The organism is Rheinheimera texasensis DSM 17496 (assembly GCF_000711985.1).
GTDB lineage: Bacteria > Pseudomonadota > Gammaproteobacteria > Enterobacterales > Alteromonadaceae > Pararheinheimera > Pararheinheimera texasensis.
The window spans coordinates 16265-34818 of record NZ_JONU01000017.1 but is presented as its reverse complement, the minus strand read 5'-3'; the positions used below and the strand labels follow the sequence as shown (position 1 = coordinate 34818).

The following is an 18554-nucleotide window of genomic DNA, read 5'->3' as shown; positions in this document are numbered from 1 at the left end:
CATCATTCCGGGGGAGCACACCCGAAGCTCTGCGAGGGTGCAGACTATCAAGAAGCCGCGATGTTGAAGCCTTAAAATCTCCAAAGCCAACAGTTTGGCGCCATACTAGCGAAGTCTACACAAAAGTCTGATGGCTAATTCGGGCAACGCCCTTTAGACTCATGGTTATTCCATCAGTTTGCTGCAGATCAAATGTTAAAATCCCGCATGCGCGATACTGTAAAAAATCAACATCATCGGCTTAACGGAATGGCTTTACCAAAACAACATGGATTAGAGTGGAGCAACCTGCTGAAATCAGGGAATCGGATTTTCATCGGATCTAATGCCGCAGTCCCAAACGCTTTGATTGATGACCTGATTACCAATGCAAATCAACTGCATGACATTGAAGTTGTGCATATCCAGACAATTTCCGACGAAAAATGGGTTGAACCTCAGTACAAAGACCTTTTTAAAGTAAATACTTTATTTATTGCCGGTCAGAAGATCAGAGCTGCTGTTGCAGAAGGGCGTGCTGACTATACACCGTGTTTTTTGTCAGAAATACCAACTTTATTCAGTTCAAATATACTACCGCTCGATGCCGCGCTAGTCATGTTGAGCCCGCCGGATGAGTACGGCTATTGCTCACTTGGTGTCTCGGTTGATGTAGTTTCTGCAGCTATCCGCAATGCAAAAAAAGTTATTGCTCAGTTTAATCCGTTGATGCCTCGTACCAGTGGCCATGCTTATGTGCACATCAGTAAAATTGACGCCTGGATTGAGCAGTCACAGCCATTACCTGAAGTTGCCCCTGTTGGCTTCGAGCAGAGAATTGAGCGGATCGGCCAGTACGTGTCAATGTTGATTGAAGACGGTGCGACTGTGCAAATTGGTACTGGGAAGATCCCCGAAGCGGTGCTGCAGTACTTGGGTAATCATAAGAATCTAGGGGTCCATAGTGAATTGATCAGCGATGGCATCATTGATTTGATGAAAAAGGGCGTGATCAACAACAGTCAAAAGACCTTTCATCCGGGTAAAACTGTCACCAGTTTTGCAGTTGGTACGCAGCAACTATATGATTTTGTGAATCAAAACCCACATGTTGAGTTTTATCCCAGTGAATATGTGAATTCGCCGACAAACATAGCCCGAAATGACAATATGGTGTCAATCAACAGCGCACTTGAAGTGGATTTAACCGGCCAGGTGGTGTCGGATTCGCTGGGGTATCAGTTTTATAGCGGGATCGGTGGCCAGGTTGATTTCAGCCGCGGCGCATCGATGAGTAAAGGTGGTAAGCCGATTATTGCCCTGCCATCGACCGCCAAAAATGGCACCGTATCACGCATAGTGCCGACAATCTCCGAAGGCAGTGGTGTCGTCACGTCGCGCGGGCATGTGCATTATGTCGTGACTGAATATGGCGTTGCATCACTGCGGGGAAAGAGTATTCGGGAACGAGCACTGGAGCTGATTCGCGTCGCGCATCCTAAGTTCCGTCCGGCGCTGCTGGATGAGGTACGCAAGCATTATTGGGTACCTAACTATCAGGTAATGCGGCCGATGGATGTACCTGAGCTAGGCGACGTCGGGCTGAAGATCTTACATATTGGTGGCGAGTCCTTTGATCTGCGACCGCTCAACCCTGCCGATGAACGCAGACTACAGGAATTCTTCTATTCTCACACCAAAGAAACTTTGCTACTGCGTTACAATCATCACCCGAAACAACTAAGCAGAGAAAAATCATGTTCACTGGTCAGTGTTGACCAGTCCCGGGATCTCGCTTTATGTATTGTTCGCCAACATGGTTCTGTGCTGGAAATTCAGGCGGTAGGTCGTTATTACCTGATAGAACACAACAATAGTTGTGAAGTTGCATTTGTCACTCGGGAGCGACATCAAGGCAAAGGCATGGCCACTATTTTATTGCAGGAAATGATTAGTATTGCCCGCATTCGCGGTATTGCGACTATGGTCGCCTTTGTTCGCGTAGAAAATAAGCCTATGCTGACCGTGTTTGAACGTGCCGGCTTTCGCAGAGTTCGCAGCGAAGAGCCAGATGAGGTAAATCTGCAGTTGCAGCTGCAATCTGAGCCGGCCGCAAAACCAATAGGACAATAGCTTTATGTCAGTGGTTATCTTTAGTCATCCGGCTTGCAATAAACATAACCTGGGTACCGATCACCCTGAACAGCCCGGACGTTTACATGCAATTTTTGACCAGCTACTAAGCTCTGGCCTTGATTATGCCATCAGTCATCAGACGGCGACTGCGGCAACAGACGCACAATTAGCACTGGCGCATGATAAAGCCTATATCCGTCATGTTATAGACAAAAGCCCGGAACAAGGATCGGTATGGCTCGACGACGATACCGCCATCATGAACCGTTCGCTCGAGGCCGCTCGGTTCGCCGCAGGTGCTGCGATCAACGCTGTTGATTGGGTGATGCAACGAGAAAATGCTCAGGCATTCTGTGCAATCAGGCCGCCTGGGCATCATGCTGAAAGTGCACAGGCCATGGGCTTTTGTTTGTTTAACAATATTGCAGTAGCTGCAAAGTATGCGCTGCAGCAATATCACCTGAGCCGTATCCTGATTCTGGATTTTGATGTGCACCATGGCAATGGTACTGAACAAATAGTAAAAAATGACCCGTGTATTCTATTTTGCTCCTCATTTGAGTATCCGTTTTATCCACACCCGGATCTGACCGAAACAACGCATATTTTGAAGCTGCCTTTAGCAGCTGGCTCTGATGGGTCTGCATTTCGTCAGGGCGTCACCACACAATGGATAGATAAAATCGCTGATTTCGCACCGCAACTGGTCTTAGTGTCTGCCGGATTTGACGCGCACTATGAAGACGAAATGGCGAATTTGAAATGGCACGAAGCTGATTACGCCTGGATTGCACAGCAGCTGAAAACGATAGCGCAACAAAGTTCTCATGGCAGAATAGTCGCATGTCTGGAAGGTGGCTATGACCACAGTGCTTTAGGCCGTTCAGTGGTTGCCATGCTAAAAAGCTGGTTGTAACAATATTTCTGCCTGCCGCGTGCTTGCATTACAATAGCGCTTTTAGCTTGTTGAGTGTTTACCATGCGAAAGCTGCAGCAGCAGGATGCCCGCCTATATTCATCATTCCGGTTACCTGCGGTTCTGCATCAGGTACTTCTGTGTGAGACCGAAGCTGATCTCCGGCAAATCGATGCAGCAAAAGCTCCACTCATCCTCGGTGAGGGCAGCAACAGCATTTTCCTGACGGACATTCAGCAGCCTGTTCTGCGTTATGTCGCAAAGTCAGTGACTGAAACACAGGAGGCAGACGGCATACTGCTACACGTCGAAGCCGGCAAAAACTGGCACGAACTAGTCAGTTATACCGTCAATCGGGGGTGGTGGGGTCTGGAAAACCTGGCGTTGATCCCGGGTTCTGTTGGCGCTGCACCAGTCCAGAACATAGGCGCTTATGGTGTGGAACTCACAGACAGTTGCGTTTATGTCGACTTTTTCCATTGGGACAGTCAGCAAGTTCAGCGACTGAGTAACTTAGAGTGTCTTTTTGGCTACCGAGACAGCATTTTTAAACGCGCGTTGGAAGGCAGAGGCGTCATAGTCGCGGTCGGTTTGAGACTTCATGCAGACGGCGCACCAAAGCTCAATTACAAAGGACTAGATCATCTTTCAGTAAATTGCAGCGTCAGTGATGTATATCAGGCTGTGCTACAGGTGCGACGCAGTAAACTACCGGATCCGCAGGTGCTGGCCAATTGCGGAAGCTTTTTCAAAAACCCGTTGCTGACTGTCGAACAGTTTTCTGAACTGAAACAGCTGCATCCGCAATTGCCAGCCTACCCGCAAGCTGGTGGCCAAATCAAAACGGCGGCAGCCTGGTTAATAGAACAAGCTGGTTTTAAAGGGCAACGCTCGGGTGATATCGGTTGTTATGAGTTGCAGCCCCTGGTTCTGGTGAATTACGGGCATGGCACAGCCGCAGACCTTGAGCAGTGGATGGATTTAATAATCGCGACTGTCCAACAGCGCTTTGGCATTTGTTTAGAGCCGGAAGTAAGGATGTTGCATGAGCGCTAAGCAACAGCCGCAAACGCTGGCATTACAACGTCAGTTAATACAGCAGTTATCTGATGGTAAAACCCATTCGGGTGAGGCTTTAGCCCAGCTCGCCGGCATCAGTAGAGCGGCGATTGCTAAGCATATCGACCAGTTACAACAAGTCGGCCTTGATATCTTTGCAATTTCCGGCAAAGGCTACCGGTTGGCGCAGCCGTTGCAATTGCTGGATATGGCGCAGATTAAGCAATTGCAAGGTGCGGGCAGGCCCGAGATTTTGCTGCAGCACTTGACTGATTCAACCAACACGCAACTCTTGAAAAGACTGCAGGAAGGGCAGGTCTTACAAAAAGGTCAGGCCATCGTCGCAGAGGCGCAATCCGCAGGCAGAGGCCGACGCGGGAACCAATGGTATTCACCTTTTGGCTGTAATTTGTATTTTTCAATGTACTGGCAACTGCAGCATGGGATCCAGGCAGCGATGGGTCTAAGCCTGGTGGTCGGTATCGCGGTGGCAAGGTTAGTTGAGCGTCTTTACGGTTGTGAGATCAAGCTTAAATGGCCGAATGATTTATATGCCAGCCATAAAAAACTGGGTGGCATTTTGGTTGAATTGACGGGACAGACCCATGCTGATTGTGATGTTGTGATAGGGGTTGGTTTGAATATTCATATGCCGGCATCAGGCGCCTCAATGATTGGCCAAGCTTTCACGGACTTGTCGACAGAGGTCGAGAGTCCAGTGAATCGTAACCAGTTGATCGCTATGTTGCAGCAGGAGTTAGTCACAACTTTGCCGGTTTTTGAAAAAAAGGGTTTTGCTGCCTTCGCTGAAGAATTTAACCGGCGCGATGAGTTTGCTGGTCTCAGTGTCCGCCTTACAGGGAGCACAGAACCTCAGTACGGCGTTTGTTGTGGAGTTGACCTGCAGGGCGGATTGCTTCTGCGACAGGATGAGCAACTGAAAAGTTTTTATGGCGGAGAGCTGAGTCTAAGAGGGCACAATGACTGACGGAATTTTACTGTTGGATATCGGTAATACCCGAGTAAAAGCAGTTTTTTATCAGCACGGCCGATTATCCGCCTTGTCAGATTGTCCGGGACCACTGCCAGCAAAACCGTTGGCAGTCTATTTTGCCTCGGTAGCGACCGATGCACGGTTAGAGCAGTTAAAAGCCGATCTGCAGCTGACCGGCATCCCCTGGCATCAAATCCGCAGCGAGGCGCAAAAAGAACAACTGGTAAACAGTTACATAAAACCAGAAACACTGGGCGTGGACCGTTGGCTAGCTATGCTCGGGGCACAACAACATTATCCAGACACCGAACTTTTAGTGATAGACGCCGGCACTGCGCTCACTATCGACCATCTCAGTGCATCAGGCCAGCATCAGGGGGGCTGGATTGTGCCAGGCATTCATATGCAACAAAAGGCTGTAACGAACTATACCGCCAGAGTGTTTAATCGCGACCAGCAACAGTTTCAGCTGGCATTTGCCCAAGATACTGCGAGTTGCCTGCAAAACGGGGTATTCGCGGCAATTCTTGCAGTGATCAGGCAGGCTAATCAGCTGGCACCCAATGCGAAAATGTTACTTACCGGTGGTGATGCCGCTGTATTAATGCCGTTTCTGGGAGGCTTACCAATAGAAATTGAGCCTTTACTGATTTTCCGCGGTATGACCCGTTATATCGCCAATTAACCTGATTTGGCGATCTATTGAGCATTCAGTATAAAAATATTGGCTTTTTGCTGATTTTCAGTTGCCACACCCGGATCATTCCACTAGAATTCGCAGCCACTGACGTAGCCGCTTTAGCTCAGTTGGTAGAGCAACTGACTTGTAATCAGTAGGTCATCCGTTCGACTCGGATAAGCGGCACCATTAGTGGAGGGGTTCCCGAGTGGCCAAAGGGATCAGACTGTAAATCTGCCGGCACTGCCTTCGAAGGTTCGAATCCTTCCCCCTCCACCATCTTCGCCAGTGAACAATAGCTACGAGTAGGCCGCGGGCATCGTATAATGGCTATTACCTCAGCCTTCCAAGCTGATGATGCGGGTTCGATTCCCGCTGCCCGCTCCAGACAGAAAATGCTGATATAGCTCAGGCGGTAGAGCGCATCCTTGGTAAGGATGAGGTCCCCAGTTCGATTCTGGGTATCAGCACCAGTTCACAGTTTGCCTCCTCTTGCGATAATATCCACATCCGAATCTATACAACCGCCGTTTTTGCTTAAAAAGGGTCTACAACATGGCTAAGGCTAAATTTGAACGTAACAAACCGCACGTAAACGTAGGTACAATCGGCCACGTTGACCACGGTAAAACAACTCTGACAGCAGCTATCACCAACGTACTGGCTAAGCACTACGGCGGTCAGGCTTTCGCATTTGACCAAATCGACAAAGCGCCAGAAGAAAAAGCTCGTGGTATCACGATCAACACTTCTCACGTTGAATACGATACTCCAACCCGTCACTACGCACACGTAGACTGCCCGGGCCACGCTGACTATGTTAAAAACATGATCACTGGTGCTGCCCAGATGGACGGCGCAATCCTGGTAGTAGCTGCGACTGACGGCCCAATGCCACAGACTCGTGAGCACATCCTGTTATCTCGTCAGGTAGGCGTTCCTTACATCATCGTGTTCATGAACAAATGTGACATGGTTGACGACGAAGAGCTGTTAGAGCTGGTAGAGATGGAAGTTCGTGAGCTTCTGTCAGACTATGATTTCCCAGGTGATGACCTGCCGGTTATCCGTGGTTCAGCGCTGAAAGGTCTGGAAGGCGACGCAGTTTGGGAACAGAAGATCCTGGAACTGGGTAACGCCCTGGACACTTACATTCCAGAGCCAGTCCGTGCAATCGATAAGCCATTCATCATGCCAATCGAAGACGTATTCTCAATTGCTGGTCGCGGAACAGTAGTAACTGGTCGTGTAGAGCAAGGTATCATCAAAGTTGGTGAAGCAGTAGAAATCGTTGGTCTGAAAGACACAGTACAAACCACTTGTACCGGTGTTGAAATGTTCCGCAAACTGTTAGACGAAGGTCGTGCAGGCGAGAACATCGGCGCGCTGTTACGTGGTACTAAGCGTGAAGACGTAGAACGTGGTCAGGTACTGGCGAAGCCAGGTTCAATCAAGCCACACACTAAGTTTGAAGGCGAAGTATACGTTCTGTCGAAAGACGAAGGTGGCCGTCACACGCCATTCTTCAAAGGCTACCGTCCACAGTTCTACTTCCGTACAACTGACGTAACTGGCGCAGTAGAGCTGCCAGAAGGCGTAGAGATGGTAATGCCAGGCGACAACCTGAAGTTTGTGGTTGAGTTAATCAACCCAATCGCGATGGACGAAGGTCTGCGTTTTGCAATCCGTGAAGGCGGCCGTACAGTAGGTGCGGGCGTAGTAGCGAAGATCCTGGCGTAATAGTCTGGATATAGAAAGGGCTCCGAAGGAGCCCTTTTTGTTTTCAAAATCTTATTCCAAAGTCGTGTTCCTTAGCTTTTCATCTGCGAATTTGGGATTCCTGATTCTGCTCCCAATTTATTATAAGTTCAGTTCCTGCCGTGCTCGCGTAACGTATTTATTGCAACTAGTCTTATTAAATTCTGCGGTATTCAAACAAGTGTTTGAAAATTGAGTCAGATTCTGATAGAACTAACTCATCGTACCAGATGGAGAGTTGTTATGAGTATTTACCAGGCACCATTAGCTGATATGCGGTTCAACCTGTTCCAGCTGTGGAAAGTACAACAGTTTTGGTCACAGAACAGCATCCTCGCGGAAAGAATCGAAGCTGATACCGCCAGTGCAATCCTGGATGAAGCCGGGAAAGTTACCGCTGAACTGATTGCGCCCAAGGCGCAACTCGCTGATGACATCGGAGTGAAGTGGCAAGCAGGTGAAGTCACAACACCCGACCACTACAAAACGAATTACCAGCAACTGTGCGAAGGGGGTTGGACTGCATTATCCGGTGACCCTGAATTCGGTGGTATGGGGATGCCAAAATCCTTGGCAACCTTGTACGAAGAAATGATGTGTAGCGCTGATATCGCCTTTTCTTTATATTCCGGTCTTACTGCCGGCGCCTGTGTGACTTTATTGCAGTACGGCGACGAGTTAACTAAGCAACATATCCTGCCAAAACTTTACAGTGGTGAATGGTCAGCGACTATGTGCCTGACTGAGGCACATGCTGGTTCTGATTTAGGCATTATGCGTACGCAGGCAAAGCCTCAAGCTGATGGCAGCTACCTGATTAGCGGCAGCAAAATATTCATCACTGCTGGCGAACATGATCTGACAGACAACATCATTCATCTGGTATTAGCTAAGATACCTGATGCGCCAGCGGGGTCTCGTGGAATTTCACTATTCCTTGTTCCTAAGTACCTGCTTGATACAAATGGTAATAAGACAGAAGTTCGGAATTCCCTGCAATGCGGCTCTGTCGAACACAAGATGGGTATTCATGCTTCTGCCAGCTGTGTGATGAATTTTGATGATGCCCAAGGTTACTTGTTGGGAGAGCCCAATAAAGGGCTTGCCGCTATGTTCACCATGATGAATTACGAACGCTTGGCAATGGGCAGTCAGGGGGTTGGCGCTGCTGAACGGGCCCTTCAGAATGCAAGGCTATACGCGAACGATCGATTACAGGGCCGTGTCACGACGCAAGACGCGAATAAAGCGGACCCTATTATCCAGCACCCGGATGTTCAGCGTATGCTATTGACGGTAAAAGCCTTAACTGAAGCTGGTCGCAGTTTTTCTGTATATGTTGCACACCAGTTGGATCAGGCAAAATTTGCGAACGACCAGAAAGCATTGGCAGTTGCAAGTCTACTGACGCCGGTTACAAAGGCATTTTTAACTGATCGGGGTTTCGAAAGTTGCGTGCTGGCACAGCAAGTCTTCGGCGGCCATGGTTACATTAAAGAGTGGGGAATGGAGCAGTGGGTACGTGACGTCCGGATAGCGCAAATTTATGAAGGGACAAATGGCATTCAGGCGTTGGATTTCGCTGGACGCAAACTGTTTGCAGATAGTGGAATGGCAATGAAGCATATTGTGCAGGAGATTTCGGCCGGATTGCAGGATAATCCACAACCAGCGTTAGCCGCGTTAATACATGAATACGAACACTTAATCGGTCATTTAGCTGGGCAGAACGAAAAGTTACCGAGTTTGCTTCAGGCACATGCATGTGATTTGTTAGATTTGACAGGGTACCTGTTGTTTGGTCATATGTGGAATAAGACTCTTGCAGCACTAAGTGAGTGTACGGAAGGTGATGATTTTATTGCGTCCAAACGGCAAACGGCAGACTTTTACTTTAGCCGGATTATGCCAAAAGCGTATGGCCACTTGCACATCATTCAGCAGTCCTTTAATACGATCAATCCTTCGCTGATTTAGCCTGCTACGGATAAAACTGAGCCCAAACACACGGCTCAGTTTTATCTATACGCGGATTGCTCAAAAATAAAACACATGCTTGTTTTTCTTCTGAGATTGCGTATAATGCGCGTCCAGCCTTGGCTTTGACTCAGGCTGGCACTCGGTACAAACAGCTACAACATTGATTGTTGCGTCGTGTACCAGTGCACAACAGGACCTTCGATTGGAAGGTCAATGTAACATGGTGCAAAGGCGTCTTCCCACTTGGGACATGACTGCCCTTGTTTATTTTTGCTCTTTTTGCTCTTTGAGGCTTTGATTTATGAGTAATCAAAGGATTCGCATCCGTCTGAAAGCGTTCGATCACCGTTTGATCGATCAGTCAACTATGGAAATCGTTGACACAGCTAAGCGTACGGGCGCGCAGGTTCGTGGTCCTATCCCACTTCCGACTCGCCAGGAACGTTTCACTGTATTGATTTCTCCTCACGTCAATAAAGATGCACGTGATCAGTACGAAATCCGTACCCACAAGCGTTTAATCGACATCGTTGAGCCAACAGAAAAGACTGTTGACGCACTGATGCGTTTAGATCTGCCTGCTGGCGTTGACGTTCAAATCAGCCTGGGCTAATCAGACAGGTTTTTAGAGAGGTTTAGGATATGGCTATCGGTCTAATCGGTCGTAAAGTGGGCATGACTCGCATCTTCACTGAAGATGGCGTATCAATCCCAGTAACCGTAATCGAAGCAACACCAAACCGCGTTACTGCCATCAAAACGCAAGACGTTCATGGCTATAGCGCACTGCAAGTGACTGCTGGCACTGTGAAGGCAAGCCGCCTGAACAAACCAGACGCAGGTCAGTTTGCAAAAGCTGGTGTTGAAGCCGGTCGTGGTCTGTGGGAATTCCGCCTGCAAGATAACGAAGGCGCTGACATTCAAGTCGGCAGCGAGATTACTGTTGAAGTTTTCGCAGAGACGAAAAAAGTTGATGTCACAGGCACATCAAAAGGTAAAGGTTTTGCCGGTACTGTAAAGCGCTGGAATTTCCGTACTCAGGATGCAACTCACGGTAACTCTCTGTCACACCGTGTACCAGGTTCAATTGGTCAAAACCAATCACCAGGTAAAGTATTCAAAGGTAAAAAAATGGCCGGCCATATGGGTGCAGAGCGTGTAACTGTCCAGTCTCTGGAAGTTGTACGTGTAGATGCAGCACGCAACATCCTGTTAGTGAAGGGCGCTGTCCCTGGTGCTATCGGTGGTGATGTGATTGTTAAACCAGCGGTCAAAAGCTAACGTCTGGAGGAAATGAGTGATGGAATTAGCATTAAGAGACGCTAAAGGCGTTCTTGAAGTTTCCGAAGCTACCTTTGGACGTGAGTTCAATGAAGCTCTGGTACATCAGGTAGTAGTTGCATACGCAGCTGGCGCCCGTCAAGGTACCCGTGCTCAACTGACCCGTTCAGAAGTACGCGGTGGCGGTAAGAAGCCATGGCGCCAGAAGGGTACTGGTCGTGCCCGTGCTGGTACAATCCGTAGCCCAATTTGGCGTGGCGGTGGTGTGACATTTGCGGCTAAGCCACAAGATCACAGCCAAAAAGTTAACAGAAAGATGTATCGTGGCGCGATCATGAGCATCCTGTCTGAACTGGTTCGTCAGGACCGTTTAGTTGTAGTTGAAGACTTTGCAGTCGAAACTCCGAAAACGAAAGAACTGGCTGACAAGTTAAAAGCGATGGAACTGAAAGATGTTCTGATCGTTACTGCAGAAGTTGACGAGAACCTGTTCTTATCAGCCCGTAACCTGTACAAGGTTGACGTGCGTGATGTTCACGGTATCGACCCAGTCAGCTTAATCGCCTTCGACAAAGTGTTGATGACTGCTGCTGCAGTTAAACAAATCGAGGAGATGTTAGCATGATCCGTGAAGAACGTTTACTGAAGGTGATTCTGGCTCCGCACGTATCTGAGAAGAGCACGATCGCGGCAGAAACCAACAACACAGTCGTGTTCAAAGTATCAACCACAGCCACTAAAGCAGACATCAAAGCTGCCGTACAGAAACTGTTCGAAGTGGAAGTTGTTGGTGTTCGCACTGTTAACGTTAAGGGTAAGACCAAGCGCACTGGTATGCGTACTGGCCAACGTAGCGATTGGAAAAAAGCTTACGTTACTCTTAAAGAAGGCAGCGAGCTCGATTTAGTTGGCGGCGCTGAGTAATAAGAGGAGTTAGGAAATGGCACTTGTTAAGTGTAAACCTACGTCACCAGGTCGTCGCCACGTTTTAAAAGTGGTCAACCCAGACCTGCACAAAGGCGCTCCATATGCACCTTTGTTAGAGAAGAACACCAAGACTGGTGGTCGTAACAACCACGGTCGTATTACGACTCGTCACATCGGTGGTGGCCACAAGCAACATTACCGTATGGTTGACTTTAAACGTAATAAAGACGGTATCCCGGCTAAAGTTGAGCGTCTGGAATACGATCCAAACCGCACTGCAAACATCGCTCTGGTGTTGTATGCAGACGGCGAGCGTCGTTACATCCTGGCACCAAAAGGCTTAAAAGCTGGTGATGTAGTTCAGTCTGGTATGGATTCACCAATTAAATCTGGTAACACCATGCCACTGCGTAACATCCCAGTGGGTCAAATCGTTCACAACATCGAACTGAAGCCAGGTAAAGGCGGCCAGTTAATGCGTTCAGCTGGTGCTTTTGCCCAGATTCTGGCGCGTGACGGTGCATATGTCACTCTGCGTCTGCGCAGCGGTGAAATGCGCAAAGTGCTGGCTGATTGCCGTGCAACTATCGGTGAAATCGGCAACGCCGAACACATGCTGCGCCAATATGGTAAAGCAGGTGCTATGCGCTGGCGCGGTGTACGCCCAACCGTTCGTGGTGTTGTAATGAACCCGGTAGACCACCCACACGGTGGTGGTGAAGGTAAATCTTCTGGTGGCCGTCATCCGGTTACACCATGGGGTGTACCAACCAAAGGTTACAAGACCCGTGCGAACAAGCGTACAGACAAGTTCATTGTCCGTCGTCGTGACAAATAATTTAATGTGAGGAATTGCCATGCCACGTTCTCTCAAGAAAGGTCCATTTATCGACCTTCACTTGCTGAAGAAGGTAGAGAAAGCGTTGGAAAGCGGTGACAAGAAGCCTATCAAGACTTGGAGCCGTCGTTCAATGATCATTCCACAAATGATCGGTTTGACCATCGCTGTCCATAATGGTCGTCAACATGTACCGGTAATCGTCTCCGAAGAGATGGTTGGTCACAAGTTAGGTGAGTTTTCACCAACTCGTACATACCGTGGTCATGCAGCCGACAAAAAGGCCAAGAAACGCTAAGGGGTAAATAAATGCAAGCATTAGCAAAACATAAATTTGCCCGTTCATCTGCACAGAAAACCCGTTTGGTCGCTGACCAGATCCGTGGTCTTGCAGTTGGTAAGGCGTTAGATGTTTTAACCTACAGCCCTAAAAAAGCGGCTGAGTTGGTTAAAAAGGTTCTTTTATCAGCCATTGCGAACGCAGAACACAACGAAGGCGCCGATATCGACGCACTGAAAGTGAAAACTGTGTTTGTTGACGAAGGTCCGTCAATGAAGCGGATCAAGCCACGCGCTAAAGGTCGTGCTGACCGTATCGTCAAGCGTACCAGTCACATCACTGTGATTGTTGCTGATAACTAGGAGTGAGAAATGGGACAGAAAGTACATCCTAATGGTATTCGCCTAGGTATCACTAAGCCTTGGAGCTCAACCTGGTACGCGAATACAAAAGACTTCCCGGATTTCCTGGTTGGTGACTTTAAAGTTCGTCAGTATCTGACAAAAGAACTGAAAGCCGCTTCAGTAAGCCGGATCGATATTGAACGTCCTGCGAAAAGCATCCGTGTGACTATTCACACCGCTCGTCCAGGCGTGATCATCGGTAAAAAAGGTGAAGACGTTGAAAAACTGCGCAAAGCTGTCGCGACTATCGCTGGCGTGCCTGCACAGATCAATATCTCTGAAATCCGTAAGCCAGAACTGGATGCCAAGTTAGTTGCTGATTCAATCAGTAGCCAGCTGGAACGCCGTGTTATGTTCCGTCGCGCTATGAAGCGTGCGGTACAAAACGCAATGCGTTTAGGCGCGAAAGGTATCAAAGTTCAGGTTTCTGGCCGTTTAGGTGGTGCTGAAATCGCACGTGACGAGTGGTACCGTGAAGGCCGTGTGCCTCTGCACACTCTGCGTGCTGATATCGACTACTCAACATCAGAAGCTTTGACTACTTACGGTATCATTGGTGTTAAAGTTTGGATCTTCAAAGGCGAGATCCTGGGTGGTTTACCACTGGCCAACAACAATAACGCCAACAACGACAAACAGCCTAAGGCGCCGAAAAAACCGGCTCCACGTAAGGCTAAGTAGGAGTATTGAGCGATGTTGCAACCAAAACGTACTAAATTTCGTAAAGTGCACAAAGGACGCAACCGCGGCTTAGCCACCTCTGGTGACAAAGTAAGCTTCGGTACCTTCGCACTGAAAGCAGTTGAACGTGGTCAAATGACTTCACGTCAAATTGAATCTGCACGTCGTGCCATGACCCGCGCCGTTAAACGTGTTGGTAAAATCTGGATCCGTGTGTTCCCAGACAAGCCAATGACGGAAAAGCCACTCGAAGTTCGTATGGGTAGTGGTAAAGGTAGCGTGGAGTACTGGGTATGCCAGATCAGACCTGGCAAAGTCCTGTACGAAATGGACGGTGTGTCGGAAGAACTGGCTCGTCATGCATTTGCACTGGCGTCTGCCAAACTTCCATTTAAGACAACCTTTGTAACGCGGACGGTATTGTGATGAAAGCCAGCGAACTGAAAGCAAAAAGCGTAGAAGAGTTAAACGCTGAATTACTGGGCCTGTTACGTGAGCAGTTCAACCTGCGCATGCAAGCAGCCACAGGTCAGTTAGCTCAAACTCATTTGCTGAAAACGGTGCGTCGCGATATCGCACGTGTAAAGACCATCTTAACTGAGAAGGCAGGTGCGTAATGAGCGAATTAAACACCCGTACTCTGCAAGGTAAAGTGATCAGCAATAAAATGGACAAGTCCATTGTTGTTGCGATCGAGCGTAACGTGAAACACCCAATCTACGGTAAGTTCATCACACGCACTACCAAGCTGCACGTACACGATGAAGCTAACGTATGTAAAGAAGGTGATATCGTGACTATTCGCGAATGTCGTCCTCTTTCTAAAACCAAGTCTTGGACTCTGGTTGCGGTAGTAGAATCAGCATCTTAATTCCGTAAGGAATTTTGCCGAAAAAAAAAGCGGTCCTTTTTAGGGCCGCTTTTATTTTGAGCTACCACTTTACGAAAAGGGCTGTTATAATCACGCGCCCTTTTGTAGGGGTAGGAAATTGTTAAAAAGCAGCGTTACCCGTGAGGGTAATAGTAGTGGAATAGCGGAGCACTAAGATGATCCAGATGCAATCTATGCTGGAAGTCGCAGACAACAGCGGCGCGCGCAGCGTAATGTGTATTAAGGTCTTAGGTGGTTCGCATCGCCGTTATGCAGCTATCGGTGACGTCATCAAGATCACTGTAAAGGAAGCAATTCCTCGCGGTAAGGTCAAAAAAGGTGATGTACTGAATGCTGTGGTGGTGCGTACACGCAAAGGCGTACGCCGTCAGGACGGTTCTTTGATCCGTTTTGATCGCAATGCAGCTGTGTTGTTAAACAACAAGCTGGAACCGATCGGCACACGTATTTTTGGACCGGTTACCCGCGAACTTCGTGGTGAAAAATTCATGAAGATCGTTTCTCTGGCCCCAGAAGTACTGTAAGGAGTCACAATGGCTAGCAAAATCCGTCGTGATGATGAGGTAGTTGTTCTTACTGGTAAGGACAAAGGTAAACAAGGCAAAGTCACTAAAGTATTAGTTGAGGAAGGCCGCGTTTATGTTTCAGGTGTAAATCTGGTTAAAAAACATCAGAAGCCAGTTCCGGCTCTGAACGTACCAGGTGGCATCGTCGAGAAAGAAGCCTCAATTCACGTATCAAACGTAGCGATTGTTAACCCGGCTACGGGTAAAGCTGATCGCGTTGGTTTCCGCTTTGAAGATGGCAAGAAAGTTCGCTTCTTCAAATCGAATAATGAAAAAATCTAAATAGCTATTGGAGTAATACGATGGCGAAACTGCATGAAATTTATAAAGACACAGTAGTTCCAGAACTGTTCAAACAGTTCGGCTACACCAGCGTCATGCAAGTCCCTCGGATTGTCAAAATCACACTCAATATGGGTGTTGGTGAAGCTGTTGCTGACAAAAAGGTTTTAGAAAACGCAGTTGCTGACCTGACCGCAATCTCTGGTCAGAAGCCACTGGTAACTAAAGCCCGCAAATCAGTTGCTGGTTTCAAAATCCGTGAAGGCTACCCTATTGGTGCCAAAGTGACCCTGCGCGGCGAGCGTATGTGGGATTTCCTGGAACGTCTGGTATCGATCGCTATTCCGCGTATCCGTGACTTCCGTGGTGTAAACCCTAAATCGTTCGATGGCCGTGGTAACTATTCTATGGGCGTTCGTGAGCAAATCATTTTCCCAGAAATCGATTACGACAAAGTGGATGCGGTACGTGGTTTAGATATCACTATCACTACTACTGCTCGTACCGATGACGAAGGACGTGCATTACTTGCTGCGTTTAACTTCCCATTTAAGAAATAAGGTATAGGGTCATGGCAAAACAATCAATGAAAGCACGTGAGTTAAAACGTGCACAACTGGTAGCCAAATACGCTGAGCAACGTCATGCACTGCGGGACGCTATTGCTAATCCGGCGACTTCTGATGAAGACCGTTGGGCTGCAGTTCTGAAGCTGCAAACGTTACCGCGTGATTCAAGCCCTGTACGTCAACGTAACCGTTGCCGTATCACTGGCCGTCCACACGGGTACCTGCGTAAGTTCGGCATGAGCCGGATCAAGGTCCGTGAAGCAGCAATGCGCGGTGAAATTCCTGGCCTTCGTAAGGCCAGCTGGTAAGAATCACGGGAGTAACAGCTATGAGTTTGCAAGATCCAGTAGCGGATATGTTTACTCGCATCCGTAACGGCCAAGCTGCCAAGAAAGTTGCGGTTAAGATGCCATCTTCAAAACTGAAGGTTGCTATTGCGAAAGTATTAAAAGACGAAGGTTACATCGAAGATTTCGCTGTTTCTGCTGATGTTAAAGCAGAACTGGAAGTTACTTTAAAGTATTTCCAGGGCAAATCAGTCATTGAAACTATCGATCGTGTTAGCCGTCCAGGCCTGCGTATTTACAAAAAACGCGGCGAATTACCAAAAGTAATGGGTGGTTTAGGTGTAGCTATCGTTTCTACATCTAAAGGGCTAATGACTGACCGTGCTGCGCGCAAGGTTGGGATCGGTGGCGAAATCATCGGCTACGTAGCGTAACGGAGGTAGTAATCTATGTCTCGTGTAGCTAAGGCCCCTATCGCCCTGCCAACTGGTGTGACAGTCACACTGAACGGCCAGAACGTGGCGGTAAAAGGCAAAAACGGCGAGTTGACGTTAAACGTTAACGCAGCAGTTGAAGTCGTTGTTGATGGTAACGTAGTTCGTACCAATCCTCGCGACGGTTTCGAAGGCGCTAACGCTCAGGCAGGTACTGCCCGCGCGTTAATTAACAACCTGGTTGTTGGTGTATCTGAAGGTTACACCCGCAAACTGGAATTAGTTGGTGTTGGTTATCGTGCGAAAGCCGAAGGTAAGGTTTTAAACCTGTCTTTAGGTTTTTCTCACCCGGTTGCTTTCGAAGTGCCGGCTGGTATCACGGTAGAAACTCCTTCCCAGACTGAAGTTCTGGTGAAAGGTGCTGACAAACAACTGGTTGGCCAAGTCGCTGCGAATATCCGTGCGTATCGTAAACCTGAGCCTTACAAAGGCAAGGGTGTTCGTTACGCGAACGAAAACGTGCGTCGTAAAGAAGCCAAGAAAAAGTAAGGTAGAGCGATGGATAAGAAACTTGCTCGTCTGCGCCGCGCGAAACGCGTTCGCAGAAACATTATCGAACAAGGTGCGAACCGCTTGGTTGTACATCGTACACCACGCCACATTTACGCTCAGCTTATCGCACCAAATGCTGAAGTGATCGCTGCTGCTTCTACTGTTGAAGTTTCAATCCGTGAAGCACTGAAGTACACCGGTAACGTTGACGCTGCTAAAGCTGTAGGTAAAGCAATTGCTGAACGTGCACTGGCTAAAGGCGTAACTACTGTTGCCTTTGACCGTAGCGGTTTCCAGTATCATGGTCGCGTACAAGCTTTGGCTGACGCGGCGCGTGAAGCCGGTCTTCAATTCTAGGAGTAGATCATGGCTAACGTAGAAGCTAAACAACAATCTGATTTACAAGAGAAGCTGGTAGCTGTGAATCGTGTGTCTAAAGTAGTTAAGGGTGGTCGGATTTTTTCCTTCACTGCTCTGACTGTGGTAGGCGACGGTAACGGCCGTGTAGGCTTCGGTTACGGTAAAGCGCGCGAAGTTCCAGCTGCAATTCAAAAGGCAATGGAAAAAGCTCGTCGTAACATGACTCAACTTGAGTTAAATGGTAACACTCTTCATCACCCGGCCAAGGGTGTACACGCAGGTTCAAACGTGTACATGCAACCGGCGTCTGAAGGTACCGGTATCATCGCCGGTGGTGCAATGCGCGCAGTGTTAGAAGTAGCTGGCGTACAAAACGTACTGTCAAAATGCTACGGCTCAACCAACCCAATCAACGTAGTTCGCGCTACTATCAACGCCCTGTCTGCGATCAAATCGCCAGCTCAGGTTGCTGCGAAACGTGGCCTGCGCGTTGACGAAATTCTGGGGTAATCCGCCATGGCTCAAAAGACTATTAAAGTAACCCAAACTAAGTCAGGCATCGGCCGTCTGCCGAAGCATAAAGCGACTCTGGTTGGTTTAGGCTTACGCCGCATCGGTCACACTGTCACACTGGAAGATACACCTTCGGTGCGTGGTATGATCAATGCTGTGTATTACATGGTTAAGGTTGAGGAGTAAG

The 18554-nt window shown here is 48.4% G+C and carries 27 protein-coding genes and 4 tRNA genes; all 31 read left to right on the top strand.

Features of this window, described 5'->3' with window-relative positions; all coding sequences use genetic code 11:
* The first annotated feature begins 192 nt into the window (after positions 1–192).
* The 31 genes from Q399_RS0110580 (at position 193) to rpmD (ending at position 18553) form a co-directional block, all read left to right on the top strand.
* Positions 193–2112, top strand: coding sequence for a GNAT family N-acetyltransferase (locus Q399_RS0110580; RefSeq protein WP_245612875.1), 1920 nt, complete (start codon positions 193–195; stop codon positions 2110–2112).
* 4 nt (positions 2113–2116) lie between these two features.
* Positions 2117–3031 (top strand): histone deacetylase family protein, encoded by a 915-nt coding sequence (locus Q399_RS0110575; RefSeq protein ID WP_031568329.1) that lies wholly within the window; start codon positions 2117–2119, stop codon positions 3029–3031.
* 63 nt (positions 3032–3094) lie between these two features.
* The gene (gene murB / locus Q399_RS0110570; RefSeq protein ID WP_031568328.1) at positions 3095–4087 is read left to right on the top strand and encodes a UDP-N-acetylmuramate dehydrogenase; all 993 of its coding nucleotides are present in this window, start codon (positions 3095–3097) and stop codon (positions 4085–4087) included.
* Entirely contained in the window at positions 4077–5078 is a 1002-nt protein-coding gene (gene birA / locus Q399_RS0110565; RefSeq protein ID WP_031568327.1) for a bifunctional biotin--[acetyl-CoA-carboxylase] ligase/biotin operon repressor BirA, read from the top strand. Before murB ends, birA begins: the two co-directional genes overlap by 11 nt.
* On the top strand, positions 5071–5769 hold the full coding sequence (locus tag Q399_RS0110560; RefSeq protein WP_031568326.1) for a type III pantothenate kinase: 699 nt from the start codon (positions 5071–5073) through the stop codon (positions 5767–5769). The genes birA and Q399_RS0110560 overlap by 8 nt, the downstream gene beginning before the upstream one ends.
* Before the next feature lie 107 nt (positions 5770–5876).
* Positions 5877–5952 (top strand) — tRNA-Thr (locus Q399_RS0110555).
* Between the two features lie 5 nt (positions 5953–5957).
* Positions 5958–6042, top strand: a tRNA-Tyr gene (locus Q399_RS0110550).
* Between the two features lie 33 nt (positions 6043–6075).
* Positions 6076–6150, top strand: a tRNA-Gly gene (locus Q399_RS0110545).
* Between the two features lie 10 nt (positions 6151–6160).
* Positions 6161–6236, top strand: a tRNA-Thr gene (locus Q399_RS0110540).
* An 82-nt stretch (positions 6237–6318) separates the two neighbouring features.
* On the top strand, positions 6319–7503 hold the full coding sequence (gene tuf, locus Q399_RS0110535; RefSeq protein ID WP_031568325.1) for an elongation factor Tu: 1185 nt from the start codon (positions 6319–6321) through the stop codon (positions 7501–7503).
* 261 nt (positions 7504–7764) lie between these two features.
* The gene (locus Q399_RS0110530; protein WP_031568324.1) at positions 7765–9498 is read left to right on the top strand and encodes an acyl-CoA dehydrogenase family protein; all 1734 of its coding nucleotides are present in this window, start codon (positions 7765–7767) and stop codon (positions 9496–9498) included.
* A gap of 304 nt (positions 9499–9802) precedes the next feature.
* Complete coding sequence (gene rpsJ, locus Q399_RS0110525; RefSeq protein WP_008899121.1) at positions 9803–10114, top strand: 30S ribosomal protein S10; 312 nt, start codon at positions 9803–9805, stop codon at positions 10112–10114.
* Positions 10115–10143: 29 nt separating this feature from the next.
* Positions 10144–10782 (top strand): 50S ribosomal protein L3, encoded by a 639-nt coding sequence (rplC, locus tag Q399_RS0110520; RefSeq protein ID WP_031568323.1) that lies wholly within the window; start codon positions 10144–10146, stop codon positions 10780–10782.
* 19 nt (positions 10783–10801) lie between these two features.
* The gene (gene rplD, locus Q399_RS0110515) at positions 10802–11407 is read left to right on the top strand and encodes a 50S ribosomal protein L4 (RefSeq protein WP_031568322.1); all 606 of its coding nucleotides are present in this window, start codon (positions 10802–10804) and stop codon (positions 11405–11407) included.
* Positions 11404–11706, top strand: a complete 303-nt coding sequence (rplW, locus tag Q399_RS0110510) for a 50S ribosomal protein L23 (RefSeq protein ID WP_031568321.1) — start codon at positions 11404–11406, stop codon at positions 11704–11706. Before rplD ends, rplW begins: the two co-directional genes overlap by 4 nt.
* A 16-nt stretch (positions 11707–11722) precedes the next feature.
* Positions 11723–12547, top strand: a complete 825-nt coding sequence (rplB, locus tag Q399_RS0110505) for a 50S ribosomal protein L2 (RefSeq protein ID WP_031568320.1) — start codon at positions 11723–11725, stop codon at positions 12545–12547.
* Positions 12548–12566: 19 nt separating this feature from the next.
* Positions 12567–12845: a 30S ribosomal protein S19 gene (rpsS, locus tag Q399_RS0110500; protein WP_031568319.1), complete on the top strand. Its 279-nt coding sequence runs from the start codon at positions 12567–12569 to the stop codon at positions 12843–12845.
* Positions 12846–12856: 11 nt separating this feature from the next.
* Positions 12857–13189, top strand: a complete 333-nt coding sequence (gene rplV / locus Q399_RS0110495) for a 50S ribosomal protein L22 (protein WP_031568318.1) — start codon at positions 12857–12859, stop codon at positions 13187–13189.
* 9 nt (positions 13190–13198) lie between these two features.
* Entirely contained in the window at positions 13199–13912 is a 714-nt protein-coding gene (rpsC, locus tag Q399_RS0110490) for a 30S ribosomal protein S3 (RefSeq protein ID WP_031568317.1), read from the top strand.
* 12 nt (positions 13913–13924) lie between these two features.
* Positions 13925–14338 (top strand): 50S ribosomal protein L16, encoded by a 414-nt coding sequence (gene rplP / locus Q399_RS0110485; protein WP_031568316.1) that lies wholly within the window; start codon positions 13925–13927, stop codon positions 14336–14338.
* Entirely contained in the window at positions 14338–14529 is a 192-nt protein-coding gene (gene rpmC, locus Q399_RS0110480; protein WP_031568315.1) for a 50S ribosomal protein L29, read from the top strand. Before rplP ends, rpmC begins: the two co-directional genes overlap by 1 nt.
* Positions 14529–14783, top strand: a complete 255-nt coding sequence (gene rpsQ / locus Q399_RS0110475; protein ID WP_031568314.1) for a 30S ribosomal protein S17 — start codon at positions 14529–14531, stop codon at positions 14781–14783. Before rpmC ends, rpsQ begins: the two co-directional genes overlap by 1 nt.
* A gap of 176 nt (positions 14784–14959) precedes the next feature.
* On the top strand, positions 14960–15328 hold the full coding sequence (gene rplN, locus Q399_RS0110470) for a 50S ribosomal protein L14 (RefSeq protein WP_031568313.1): 369 nt from the start codon (positions 14960–14962) through the stop codon (positions 15326–15328).
* 9 nt (positions 15329–15337) lie between these two features.
* Positions 15338–15652, top strand: coding sequence for a 50S ribosomal protein L24 (gene rplX / locus Q399_RS0110465; RefSeq protein ID WP_031568312.1), 315 nt, complete (start codon positions 15338–15340; stop codon positions 15650–15652).
* A 20-nt stretch (positions 15653–15672) separates the two neighbouring features.
* Positions 15673–16212 carry a 50S ribosomal protein L5 gene (gene rplE, locus Q399_RS0110460; protein ID WP_031568311.1) on the top strand — a complete coding sequence of 180 codons (540 nt, stop codon included), beginning with the start codon at positions 15673–15675 and terminating at the stop codon, positions 16210–16212.
* Between the two features lie 11 nt (positions 16213–16223).
* Entirely contained in the window at positions 16224–16529 is a 306-nt protein-coding gene (gene rpsN / locus Q399_RS0110455; RefSeq protein WP_031568310.1) for a 30S ribosomal protein S14, read from the top strand.
* A 20-nt stretch (positions 16530–16549) separates the two neighbouring features.
* Positions 16550–16942, top strand: a complete 393-nt coding sequence (gene rpsH, locus Q399_RS0110450) for a 30S ribosomal protein S8 (protein WP_031568309.1) — start codon at positions 16550–16552, stop codon at positions 16940–16942.
* 15 nt (positions 16943–16957) lie between these two features.
* Positions 16958–17491: a 50S ribosomal protein L6 gene (gene rplF, locus Q399_RS0110445; protein WP_031568307.1), complete on the top strand. Its 534-nt coding sequence runs from the start codon at positions 16958–16960 to the stop codon at positions 17489–17491.
* Between the two features lie 9 nt (positions 17492–17500).
* Positions 17501–17851: a 50S ribosomal protein L18 gene (gene rplR, locus Q399_RS0110440; RefSeq protein WP_031568306.1), complete on the top strand. Its 351-nt coding sequence runs from the start codon at positions 17501–17503 to the stop codon at positions 17849–17851.
* Between the two features lie 9 nt (positions 17852–17860).
* Entirely contained in the window at positions 17861–18364 is a 504-nt protein-coding gene (gene rpsE / locus Q399_RS0110435) for a 30S ribosomal protein S5 (protein ID WP_031568305.1), read from the top strand.
* A gap of 6 nt (positions 18365–18370) precedes the next feature.
* On the top strand, positions 18371–18553 hold the full coding sequence (rpmD, locus tag Q399_RS0110430; protein ID WP_031568304.1) for a 50S ribosomal protein L30: 183 nt from the start codon (positions 18371–18373) through the stop codon (positions 18551–18553).
* Position 18554 lies beyond the last annotated feature (1 nt).

Coding starts and splice junctions, on each gene's coding strand:
- Q399_RS0110580 (WP_245612875.1), top strand. CDS start 193: ATGTTAAAATCCCGCATGCGCGATACTGTAAAAAATCAACATCATCGG.
- Q399_RS0110575 (WP_031568329.1), top strand. CDS start 2,117: ATGTCAGTGGTTATCTTTAGTCATCCGGCTTGCAATAAACATAACCTG.
- murB (WP_031568328.1), top strand. CDS start 3,095: ATGCGAAAGCTGCAGCAGCAGGATGCCCGCCTATATTCATCATTCCGG.
- birA (WP_031568327.1), top strand. CDS start 4,077: ATGAGCGCTAAGCAACAGCCGCAAACGCTGGCATTACAACGTCAGTTA.
- Q399_RS0110560 (WP_031568326.1), top strand. CDS start 5,071: ATGACTGACGGAATTTTACTGTTGGATATCGGTAATACCCGAGTAAAA.
- tuf (WP_031568325.1), top strand. CDS start 6,319: ATGGCTAAGGCTAAATTTGAACGTAACAAACCGCACGTAAACGTAGGT.
- Q399_RS0110530 (WP_031568324.1), top strand. CDS start 7,765: ATGAGTATTTACCAGGCACCATTAGCTGATATGCGGTTCAACCTGTTC.
- rpsJ (WP_008899121.1), top strand. CDS start 9,803: ATGAGTAATCAAAGGATTCGCATCCGTCTGAAAGCGTTCGATCACCGT.
- rplC (WP_031568323.1), top strand. CDS start 10,144: ATGGCTATCGGTCTAATCGGTCGTAAAGTGGGCATGACTCGCATCTTC.
- rplD (WP_031568322.1), top strand. CDS start 10,802: ATGGAATTAGCATTAAGAGACGCTAAAGGCGTTCTTGAAGTTTCCGAA.
- rplW (WP_031568321.1), top strand. CDS start 11,404: ATGATCCGTGAAGAACGTTTACTGAAGGTGATTCTGGCTCCGCACGTA.
- rplB (WP_031568320.1), top strand. CDS start 11,723: ATGGCACTTGTTAAGTGTAAACCTACGTCACCAGGTCGTCGCCACGTT.
- rpsS (WP_031568319.1), top strand. CDS start 12,567: ATGCCACGTTCTCTCAAGAAAGGTCCATTTATCGACCTTCACTTGCTG.
- rplV (WP_031568318.1), top strand. CDS start 12,857: ATGCAAGCATTAGCAAAACATAAATTTGCCCGTTCATCTGCACAGAAA.
- rpsC (WP_031568317.1), top strand. CDS start 13,199: ATGGGACAGAAAGTACATCCTAATGGTATTCGCCTAGGTATCACTAAG.
- rplP (WP_031568316.1), top strand. CDS start 13,925: ATGTTGCAACCAAAACGTACTAAATTTCGTAAAGTGCACAAAGGACGC.
- rpmC (WP_031568315.1), top strand. CDS start 14,338: ATGAAAGCCAGCGAACTGAAAGCAAAAAGCGTAGAAGAGTTAAACGCT.
- rpsQ (WP_031568314.1), top strand. CDS start 14,529: ATGAGCGAATTAAACACCCGTACTCTGCAAGGTAAAGTGATCAGCAAT.
- rplN (WP_031568313.1), top strand. CDS start 14,960: ATGATCCAGATGCAATCTATGCTGGAAGTCGCAGACAACAGCGGCGCG.
- rplX (WP_031568312.1), top strand. CDS start 15,338: ATGGCTAGCAAAATCCGTCGTGATGATGAGGTAGTTGTTCTTACTGGT.
- rplE (WP_031568311.1), top strand. CDS start 15,673: ATGGCGAAACTGCATGAAATTTATAAAGACACAGTAGTTCCAGAACTG.
- rpsN (WP_031568310.1), top strand. CDS start 16,224: ATGGCAAAACAATCAATGAAAGCACGTGAGTTAAAACGTGCACAACTG.
- rpsH (WP_031568309.1), top strand. CDS start 16,550: ATGAGTTTGCAAGATCCAGTAGCGGATATGTTTACTCGCATCCGTAAC.
- rplF (WP_031568307.1), top strand. CDS start 16,958: ATGTCTCGTGTAGCTAAGGCCCCTATCGCCCTGCCAACTGGTGTGACA.
- rplR (WP_031568306.1), top strand. CDS start 17,501: ATGGATAAGAAACTTGCTCGTCTGCGCCGCGCGAAACGCGTTCGCAGA.
- rpsE (WP_031568305.1), top strand. CDS start 17,861: ATGGCTAACGTAGAAGCTAAACAACAATCTGATTTACAAGAGAAGCTG.
- rpmD (WP_031568304.1), top strand. CDS start 18,371: ATGGCTCAAAAGACTATTAAAGTAACCCAAACTAAGTCAGGCATCGGC.